Source organism: Stenotrophomonas sp. S41, from assembly GCF_016624625.1.
Classification (GTDB): domain Bacteria; phylum Pseudomonadota; class Gammaproteobacteria; order Xanthomonadales; family Xanthomonadaceae; genus Stenotrophomonas.
In genome coordinates this window covers 1-9219 of sequence record NZ_JACVTV010000145.1, presented here as the reverse complement: position 1 = coordinate 9219, position 9219 = coordinate 1, and the positions used below count along the sequence as shown (strand labels likewise).

The following is a 9219-nucleotide window of genomic DNA, read 5'->3' as shown; positions in this document are numbered from 1 at the left end:
CCCCCCCCCCCCCCCCCCCCCCCCCCCCCCCCCCCCCCCCCCCCCCCCGACACGAACCACGAGGTATGCATGAACGTTGAAACGTCCGCGCTGTTCCACCAGCGTGCGCTGGTGGCTGGGCAATGGATCGCCGCCGACAGCGGTGAAGTGGATGAGATCCTCGACCCGGCCACCCAGCAGGTGCTGGGCACCGTGCCGCGCCTGGGCCGGGCCGAAACCGAGCGCGCGATCGCCGCGGCCTCGGCCGGCTGGGCCGACTGGCGGGCCACCACCGCCGAGCACCGCTCGCGCGTGCTGAAAGCGTGGCACCGCCTGCTGATCGAGAACACTGAAACCCTCGCCCGCCTGCTGACCGCCGAACAGGGCAAACCGCTGGCCGAAGCACGTGCGGAGATTGTCTACGCCGCCAGCTTCGTCGAATGGTTCGCCGAGGAAGCCAAGCGGGTCTACGGTGACATCATCCCCAGCCCGTACCCCGATGCGCGGATCATGGTGACCCGCCAGCCGATCGGCATCGTCGCCGCGGTGACGCCGTGGAACTTCCCGGCGGCGATGATCACCCGCAAGGTGGCCCCGGCACTGGCGGCCGGCTGCCCGTGCATCGTCAAGCCTGCGGCGGAAACCCCGTTCACTGCACTGGCGATGGCCGACCTGGCCCTGCAGGCCGGTGTGCCGGCGGCGATGTTCAGCGTGGTCACCGGCCATGCGGCGTCCATCGGCGATGCGTTCTTCGACAGCGAGGAGGTGCGCAAATTCACTTTCACCGGTTCCACCCCGGTTGGCCGCATGCTGTACGGCAAGGCCGCGAAGACAGTGAAGAAGGTCTCGCTGGAACTGGGCGGCAACGCGCCCTTCATCGTCTTCGACGACGCCGACCTGGACGCTGCCGTCGATGGCGCGATGCTGGCCAAGTTCCGCAACGCCGGCCAGACCTGCGTCTGCGTCAACCGCTTCCTCGTGCACGATGCCGTCCACGATGCCTTCGTCGAGGCGCTGCGTGCACGCATCGCCGCATTGAAGGTGGGCGCAGGCGAGGCCGAGGGCACCCAGATCGGCCCGCTGATCAACACCGCCGCCGTCGCCAAGGTGCAGTCGCACGTGGATGACGCGGTGGCCAAGGGCGGCCGCGTACTGCTGGGTGGCGAGGTCGGCGCGCAGGGCGAGTGCTTCTACCTGCCGACCCTGCTGGTCGATGCCACCGCAGAAATGCAGGTGGCGACCGACGAGACCTTCGGCCCGCTGGCGGCCGTGTTCCGTTTCCACGACGAAGCCGAGGCCGTGCGCTTGGCCAACGCCACCGATTCCGGGCTGGCCGCCTACTGCTACACCCGCGATCTCGGCCGCGCCTGGCGCATGAGCGAGCGGCTGGACTACGGCATGGTCGGCATCAACCGCGCGGCCATTTCCAATGAAGTGGCGCCGTTCGGCGGCATCAAGCAGTCCGGGCTGGGGCGCGAGGGTTCGCGCTACGGCATCGAGGATTTCCTGGACATCAAGTACACCCTGTTCGGAGGCATCAGCGCATGAGCGATTCCCGCTTCGAAAAAGGCCTGCAGATCCGCCGCCACGTGCTGGGCGATGAGTACGTGGACCGCGCCCTGGCCCAGGCCGACGCCTTCAGCCAGCCGCTGCAGGAACTGGTGACCGAGTACTGCTGGGGCACCGTCTGGGCGCGCAGGGATCTCGCCCTGGCCGAACGCAGCCTGATCAACCTGGCGATGATTTCCGCGTTGAATCGTCCGCACGAGCTGAAGATCCACGTCAAGGGCGCGCTGCGCAACGGCGTCAGCCGCGAGAAGATCCGCGAGGTGCTGCTGCAGGTGGCGATCTACTGCGGCGTGCCTGCCTCCGTGGACAGCTTCCGCGTGGCCCGCGAGGCCATCGCCGAATTCGACGCCGCCGAGACGTAAGCCCTTTCTGCCGCCCTCGTTGCGCCCTGCCCGTGCCCCGCGGCGCGGTGGGTGCCCTGTTGCGCGATGGCGTGCCGATTGCCCCTTTTCTGCTGTTCCTGCCTGGGAACCTGCCATGCATCCTGCGTTCCGTTTCGCCCGTTCGCCTCGTGTCCTGGCCCTGTGCCTGGCGTGTGCCTCGCTTGCACATGCCGAGACCCCCACCGAGGAGGTCACTACGCCTGCCGAAGCCACTGCCGCAACGCCGGCGCCGGCGCACACCGGCTGGACATTTGGCGGTGTCCTGCGTGGCCGCTGGGATGTGCGCTTCAACGACGCGCACGGCGATGGCACCCGCCGCACCTCCAACCACCTGTCCTTCGACACGCTCATCCTCAAGGCCGACTATGACGGCCAGGACTACTTTGCCTCGGCGCAGTACCGCTTCTACGGCGGCAGCGTGCTGTACTCGCACGCCGGCGGCTACCGCAACTACCCCGGCGAGGTGAGCTTCCCGTTGCAGGCCTATGCCGGCCGCCGCTTCGCCAATGGCGACCGCGTGGCCATCGGCCTGCAGCCGGTGGTGCTGGACGAGCAGTACTGGGGCGCACAGGTGCTGGGCAGCATCGGCTTCGTGGTCGGCCTGGAAGAGGTCTACGCACCGGGCATCACGTACCGCCACGATAGCGAAGGCTATCGCCTTGCCGCGGGCTACTACCCCACCTCCACGCCGGACGGCAAAGGCATCAGCCGCGATGGCGCGCGCTATTCCACCGCCTTCGTGCAGGGCGACAGCTACGTGCCGAATGGCACCAGCACCTCCGAGCGCGACCTGGTGGCGGCCACCGTCGACTGGGATCTGCTGAAGCATGACGACGTCACGGTGTCTGCCGCGGTATCCGGTCTGTACTCGCGCCTGCAGGACGAGAGCGGCACGCCGCAGGGCGACGGCACGCGGCGCGCTCTCGCAGCCAGCGTGAAGGTCAGCAATGGCACCTGGCGCGGCAAGGTCCTGGTCGCACGGCAGGACATCAGCCTGCCGGCTTCGCGCGACACCCACGTCATCACCGTGGGCGGCTTCGATGCGTCCTACAACATCGCCACCAAGGGCACGGTTGTGTTCGCCGAAGTGGGACGGCCGCTGACGGTCGCCGGGCAACCGTTCGACCTGTATGCCAGCCTGTCACGTTTCATCAAGGACGAGGCCGACTTCACGGACAGCCAACGGTTGACCCTTGGCGCTGCATGGAGCCATGGCCGCCTGCGCGTTTCCAGTGAACTGCTGGTCGGCCGCAACGATCCGTTCGTGGGTGCCGGCCAGTACATCAGCGGCGCAGCCGAGGGCGGCGACGACCGCTACAAGACCTCGCTGTTCACCGTCATCGGTTACCGGTTCTAGGGCCTGAGAGCATCCACGCATGGCGTGGATCTACTGGGTGGGCATGGCCCTTGTTGCGGCGGAACACTGCACCTACCATCGGACCGCCCTTTCCCGATCCCCGCCCCGATGACGACCTACGCCGAACTCAACGCCGCCCAGCTGGCCAACCACGCCCTCAACATCTTCATCGCCGAGGGCCGCCACATCGAGGGCGCGCGCGTGATCTACCGTGCGCTGCAGCTCGACCCGCATCAGCCCGATGCGCTGCGCAGCCTCAGCGATTTCCACGCGAATTCCGGCACCGAAGCCTTCTCGGCCGCCACCATGGAATACGCCCTGTCCGGCGCGATCGATCTGAATCCGGAAGAACGCCAGAAGCTGGAAGCGCTGCATTTCCTCGATATCTGGACCTGGGGCTTCGCCCGTCACAACTCCGGCGAGGCACAGCTGGGTGCCGAGGCCTTCAAGAACCGTGACGACTTCGAGGTCGACCACGCCGCCTACGCGGCCTTCCTCGGCACCATCGTGGAGCCGGCCGGTTCGCTGCAGGCTGCCTTCCAGGCCGCGCACCGCCTGTCTGGCCTGATGGCGGGCTTCCTGCAGCACGGCGGCAATGACGATCCGGACCTGGACGATGTCCTGCGTGGCGAAGGTTTCGTTGAAACCGCCGAGTATCCGCAGTGGCTGCAGTCGTCCACCGACGACGTTGACGCACTGGACAAAGCCATCCAGGAGCAGCGCCAGAAGGGGTGATCCGGCGCGTCGCCGGGCATGTATCAGCCCCGGTAGAATCGAGCTTGCTCGATTGCTTTTTCAACAGCAGTCGAGCAGGCGCGATCCCCGCTTTACGCTGACGGCCCGTAGCTTGGTAAAAGGCAGTCGCTTGGACCAGCTGCAGGCCGCCATTGAGTAGGCCATAACGGTCATGGGCAGTTTCCCCGTCTGGGTTCACCCAGACGCAACCGGCCATCGGGATGGCCGAAGAGTTCGCATCGCTGGGACTGCAATGAGTCACCTGGCTTGACCTGGCAGCCAGTTGTGCCCGTTCCCAGATCTCGTTCGACATCCCTGATGAACTGAATAGACGGCGGTGACCGCCACATGGGTGCGCGGCCCATCAATAATGTAAAAGACAGCCGTCAGCACTTGGGCGGACTTTTGTCGCCAACTCAATGCGACGCTCGCTGGATACGTCCCCCGAATAGCAAGCGCACACATCTTCAGGCGGGACAGGATTGATCACTCACTCGGAGCTCATTTCGCTCACGTCAGTCAGTACTTCACCCTACTGTAGACAAGGCCCAGCTCGTCATTGTGCATGACCCAGCGACCAGCAGATCTCTCTGGACACGAATAGAACACCCCAGCATGGTCAGATGCACGCGACCAGGAACTACGGGCGAACTGAGGAAATCGCCGCATGGTTGGCGCGTCGGGCATCTCTGCCCTGCCTGTTGGCCTGCAATCTTCGGGCAACGTCAGCGTCCCACTGGTCGGACGGAAGATCAACCAAGACTCATTGGTGTCCATGTCATGCGCCTCGCGTATGTCGACAGCATCTTCGGGCAACCACTCAGGCAACCACTTCGATTTGCCGATTGCACCCCTGGAGATGGCGTGGTTACGGTCAGCATACTCAGTGCTTGCAACTTCCATGCAGCCAGAGGCTGTAAATGCCAACGCAATGACTGGTAGAAATCCATGAGCTTTCCTCGAAAGCTTGCCAGTCAACGACGTGGGAAATTTCATTCGGTGCGATAGCCCCGCATAGTTGTTTTGGAACATCTCAGCGATTCAGTCAAGCAAGCTCGGCGCTGCTGCTGGGCCTCCAGCCCCGGACCGTAACAATAGCCGGTACCAGTCGGCGTTGGGGCCGATAGTCAATCGCTATCCGGCTTCTTTCCGGTCAGAGTAACCAGAAATATCAGGACAAGCGCCACGCATCCAGCAACATTGAACAAGAGGATGGGCCGGATGGCGAGATAGAGCTCGCCGACTCCAAGGGAATAGGACCCGCGGCCGGACTGCGAGCCCAGGGCTCTAGCAATGATCTGGATCCATACCAGCGCAGCTATCTGAACAGCGATGATTCCAAACGCGGAAAACAGCCTCCTGGTAGAAGTTCTGCCGACCATTGCGAAGTACGTAAGCACCGAGAGAACCACATAGAATGCAACCAACACCCACGCCATCAACCTATCCTCCGCAGCCGCAGCCCTTGGGCCGGTTCCCCAGCATTTCATGCATTGCCCTTATTGCACCGGCATCGATGTCAGCTCGGCTATCCGCATCCCAGTTGCAGGGCCGCTGTTGGACCACGTCTTCGACGTCACACACCATGACGGCGAGGCTCGTCTCTCCCCAGCCAACGGCTACCCACACCTGCATCAGGAAGATCTCCGGGCGCACCAGATGGATCAAGTGGATGCCCAGGCAGTCAATCTTTACACCAACTTCGGACCTGAGTGCAGTCGTTTCAGCTGATTGCTCTTCTATTTTTCGATTCTTCGACACAACCTCTCATCCAACCTGTCATTGTGACGCTGGTTCCATTGATAGATACGTTTGTTGGTAATTCCTGCCAAGGCGATCTCACCACGGCCTTCAGTCGCCCCAGCCTGGTACTCCGGGATATCCAGGCACTTGTAGAAGACTTCGACGTCTGAAGGCAGGTCAACACCAAAACCAACGGAATCGCGAATAAGCCCGATCTGTGGCGCCGCAGATGCTGACATCCCAGCCTTTTTGATCTGGCTTATTGGGCTGCGCGTCTCGTATGAAGCAAGATAAAGGCCAGATTCAACGTCTGAAATGAACGCAATCGACACTGCATCTTTCGGCATCGACAGCGCGCTTACCATAGAAAGATCGCCTTCATCATGCACATCCGACAGAGACTCATAGGAACTCTCCTCGTAGCCGCAGCCGGACATCAAGACTGCAAGCCCGAGTACAGAAAGCCACATAGCTTTCGAGCACATCTGCACGTTACCACTCCGGAATGTAGTTGTTTAAGAAAGGACGAGATGAAGTGGACACATAGCGCGAGCACCCTTCCCGCTACAAGCGCATCACCCATCTCTGCTACCGGCGGAGCTTCTGGCTGCTTCATTCTATAGGTCCCGAACTTGAACTTGCCGGACTCGACACCCAACGGGTCCAGATTGGAAATCGGTTTCGACTCAACATAGGAGTACGTGATGACCCATCCCTCCAATCCAATCGGATCACACTGCGAGTAGCGCCCCACCGCCGGGACATACTCACGCTGGCATTTGCAGAACATCCCGCTCGCAGCCGCCTGCTGCCCCGGGAAACGCAGTACCAGCCCGAACGCCACACCATCCCCATCAGGATCATTGTCCGGCGCCTGATCGCCAAACACCTCGCTCTTGTTGCTCCACTCACGGATCGCAACATCCTGCACTGGATCGATCACCACGCGCGGCGCACCCAGATGATCCGGCTCGATGTAAGCCACCTCAGGCACACCGGCACCTGCCGCATTGATCAACGCTACCGGGTGGTTGTCCAGCCACTACCCTGCTTCGTCGTAGATCGTGATCTGGGCACTTCGGCCTTCGGGCGCTCGCAGTACTCGCTCGCCGCGATGGTTGTAGCCGCAGTGTTCGGCGACCGCCCCAACCAGCTTGACCGCGTTCATGCGGTTGGCGTCGTTGTAGGTGAAGGCCTTGCTGCCGATGCTGGCGGTGTTGCCAACCGCGTCATGGTTGCGGGATTCGCCATCGACTTAGGTGCAGCTGGTGGTATCTGCCGACATGGTTGGCGCTTGCCGCCCTCTGGGCCGGCCTAAAAGATCCTGATAGCCTGGCTCTTAGTAAAGGCGCTGAACTGCAATCAGTAAATACCGACCATGATACGAATGTAGTCATCGATCGTATCCACATTCTTGTTGATTGCGACACCAGGACTTTTCGCCAGCGATTGAAGCTCATAGAGCACTATTCCATAACCAGAGTCCCAGCCGACAGATGCACCAGACGCCAACCCCTTTAACAACCGGCCAGATGGCCGAATTTTTTCGGAAGGAAGTCGAAGCTGGACTGCAATATGAATTAACGACTCTTTTACGACCCCCTATCCAAGCCGCTTTGCAGGCAATCGTGGCCGTAGAACTCTTCAGTAGAAATCTCTTTCCGCTTTTCCAATAGATCCATTACCCCATCCCGCCTCACCTGGCTCATCAATTTCGGGGAGTTCTATTCAGTAGCGTGTAGATCTTCATACGAAATTGTATGAACTACGCCCGAAGATTCAATTTCACTCAGGATAGATATCAAACGAAAGATCAATACTCAGATCGACGAGCTTACGCAGAATTGAATTTCCAATGTTAAAGCCAGTGTTCTCTGATGAGAACCAGCCTATGAATAGTTCCGATCGCCCACCGCTCCTCGCAATTTGCTCAAAGAATTCTTGCCTAACCGAAAGGAATCGAACAATCTGCTCTAACGATGATTCAACATCACCATCATTTCCCTCCACAAAACTGTGAAGCCAATAGGATCCATCTCTAACCCCTCCAATTGGCTTGCCTTTGGGCGTCACCCTTGCATCGCCGGCACTGTATGAAAAATCTGGAACAAGCCCCAGATCTTCGCAAACACCCGACATATCCATTTCAGGATGAGCGATCCTGATCGATATCGAATATCTCACGCCTTCATTCATGGTAGATAATCCTCAACATGCCCCTGGTCAGCAGCCTTACCATCTTCGTTGACCCATATTGTGCCATCTGAACTCACTCCAACCCAATCAGTCGGACGTGCATTTATACCCTTCTTTATCTTGTGCACGCCATCCTTATCCAACCCTGGAAATTGATTAATCGGCTTGGTTCCAGCCGGACAGTCATTGGGACGCTGCTCCCTGGCCGGCTTGACTGCCATCTGCACCCAGGGAGAAAAGGGATTGGCCGGATGCGTTGCTGCGATCAACACCTCCGCAACAAACCACTTTGCAACTCGATCCGGATAGATATATATGTCGCCGGGCCGCTCGTACACCCCTCGATCTTCATCGTAGGGAATATACACAGGTGCTGGCATTGGCATCGGCAGAGGAATGGCTTTTAGGCCTGTAGGATCAGGGGACGTGGCTGGACTTCCTCCAACGTACCCATAGGTGCTTACTCCCCCCTTCAACCCAATCGGATCACTCTGCGAGTACCTACCCACCGCCGGCTCATACTCCCGCTGGTAGTTGTAGAACATCCCACTCGCATCCGTCGCCTGCTGACCCGGGAAGCGCAACGCGAGATCAAATGCCACACCATCCCCATCGGGATCATTGGCCGGCGCCTGTTCGCCAAATACCTCGCTCTTGTTGCTCCACTCCCAGATCGCCACATCCCGCACCGCATCGATCACCACGCGCGGCGTACCCAGGTGATCGGGCTGGATGTAAGCAAGCTCAGGCACGCCAGCTGCCACTACATTGATCAACGCCACCGGGTAGTTATCCAGCCAGATCGCCTGCTGCTGGGCCTGACCCGCAGCCGAGTAGTTGCCGAGCCACTGCCCGGCTTCGTCGTAGACCGTGATCTGCGCATCCCCGCCTTCGGGCGCGCGCAGTACGCGCTCGCCACGATGGTTGTAGCCGTAGCTTTCCAGCACCGCGTTACCCTGCCTGACCGCATTCATGCGATTGGCGTCGTTGTAGGTGAAGGTCATGCCACCAATGCTGGTCGTGTTGCCTACAGCATCGTGGCCACGCGCTTCGCCGCCCAACGCCACCAGATGATGGCTGTCAGCCGGATAGCTGTAGGTCGACGTACCCGCCGAGGTGGTCAGCGAGGTGCGATTTCCGGTGGCGTCATAGCCGTAGGTTTCAATCGGCGTGCCCGTTGTACCGTCCTGGGTCTGGGTCAGGCGGCCCAGCGTGTCATAGGCGTACTTCGCAAGCACGGCTGAACCGGTGCCGTTC

9 protein-coding genes and 1 pseudogene are annotated in these 9219 nt (G+C 60.9%); 4 read left to right on the top strand and 6 right to left on the bottom strand.

Annotated elements, in window-relative coordinates:
• Window positions 1-69: 69 nt before the first annotated feature.
• From IAE56_RS19555 to IAE56_RS19540, 4 genes are all read left to right on the top strand, one after another.
• Window positions 70-1527: an NAD-dependent succinate-semialdehyde dehydrogenase gene (locus IAE56_RS19555; RefSeq protein WP_200753677.1), complete on the top strand. Its 1458-nt coding sequence runs from the start codon at window positions 70-72 to the stop codon at window positions 1525-1527.
• Complete coding sequence (pcaC, locus tag IAE56_RS19550) at window positions 1524-1910, top strand: 4-carboxymuconolactone decarboxylase (RefSeq protein ID WP_200753676.1); 387 nt, start codon at window positions 1524-1526, stop codon at window positions 1908-1910. Before IAE56_RS19555 ends, pcaC begins: the two co-directional genes overlap by 4 nt.
• Before the next feature lie 115 nt (window positions 1911-2025).
• On the top strand, window positions 2026-3288 hold the full coding sequence (locus IAE56_RS19545; RefSeq protein ID WP_200753675.1) for a hypothetical protein: 1263 nt from the start codon (window positions 2026-2028) through the stop codon (window positions 3286-3288).
• Window positions 3289-3396: 108 nt separating this feature from the next.
• Window positions 3397-4023, top strand: a complete 627-nt coding sequence (locus IAE56_RS19540) for a hypothetical protein (protein WP_200753674.1) — start codon at window positions 3397-3399, stop codon at window positions 4021-4023.
• 1127 nt (window positions 4024-5150) lie between these two features.
• Here IAE56_RS19540 and IAE56_RS19535 read toward each other — a convergent pair.
• The 6 genes and pseudogenes from IAE56_RS19535 to IAE56_RS19510 form a co-directional block, all read right to left on the bottom strand.
• A complete protein-coding gene (locus IAE56_RS19535) occupies window positions 5151-5462 on the bottom strand; it encodes a hypothetical protein (protein WP_200753673.1) in 312 nt (103 codons plus the stop codon).
• A gap of 4 nt (window positions 5463-5466) precedes the next feature.
• Window positions 5467-5784 carry a hypothetical protein gene (locus tag IAE56_RS19530; RefSeq protein WP_200753672.1) on the bottom strand — a complete coding sequence of 106 codons (318 nt, stop codon included), beginning with the start codon at window positions 5782-5784 and terminating at the stop codon, window positions 5467-5469.
• Entirely contained in the window at window positions 5763-6203 is a 441-nt protein-coding gene (locus IAE56_RS19525) for a hypothetical protein (RefSeq protein WP_200753671.1), read from the bottom strand. The genes IAE56_RS19530 and IAE56_RS19525 overlap by 22 nt, the downstream gene beginning before the upstream one ends.
• A gap of 212 nt (window positions 6204-6415) precedes the next feature.
• Window positions 6416-7027: pseudogene (locus IAE56_RS19520) on the bottom strand (RHS repeat-associated core domain-containing protein); the annotation flags it as partial.
• Window positions 7028-7551: 524 nt separating this feature from the next.
• Window positions 7552-7962 (bottom strand): DUF4279 domain-containing protein, encoded by a 411-nt coding sequence (locus tag IAE56_RS19515; protein WP_200753670.1) that lies wholly within the window; start codon window positions 7960-7962, stop codon window positions 7552-7554.
• On the bottom strand, window positions 7959-9219 hold a 1261-nt coding region (locus IAE56_RS19510; RefSeq protein ID WP_234456218.1), incomplete at its 5' end, for an RHS repeat-associated core domain-containing protein. The genes IAE56_RS19515 and IAE56_RS19510, both read right to left, overlap by 4 nt.

What these genes read in the sequence shown, in the direction of transcription:
- IAE56_RS19555 (WP_200753677.1), top strand. Translation starts at nt 70, where the DNA reads ATGAACGTTGAAACGTCCGCGCTGTTCCACCAGCGTGCGCTGGTGGCT.
- IAE56_RS19540 (WP_200753674.1), top strand. Translation starts at nt 3,397, where the DNA reads ATGACGACCTACGCCGAACTCAACGCCGCCCAGCTGGCCAACCACGCC.
- IAE56_RS19535 (WP_200753673.1), bottom strand. Translation starts at nt 5,462, where the DNA reads ATGGCGTGGGTGTTGGTTGCATTCTATGTGGTTCTCTCGGTGCTTACG.
- IAE56_RS19525 (WP_200753671.1), bottom strand. Translation starts at nt 6,203, where the DNA reads ATGTCCGGCTGCGGCTACGAGGAGAGTTCCTATGAGTCTCTGTCGGAT.
- IAE56_RS19545 (WP_200753675.1), top strand. Translation starts at nt 2,026, where the DNA reads ATGCATCCTGCGTTCCGTTTCGCCCGTTCGCCTCGTGTCCTGGCCCTG.
- pcaC (WP_200753676.1), top strand. Translation starts at nt 1,524, where the DNA reads ATGAGCGATTCCCGCTTCGAAAAAGGCCTGCAGATCCGCCGCCACGTG.
- IAE56_RS19515 (WP_200753670.1), bottom strand. Translation starts at nt 7,962, where the DNA reads ATGAATGAAGGCGTGAGATATTCGATATCGATCAGGATCGCTCATCCT.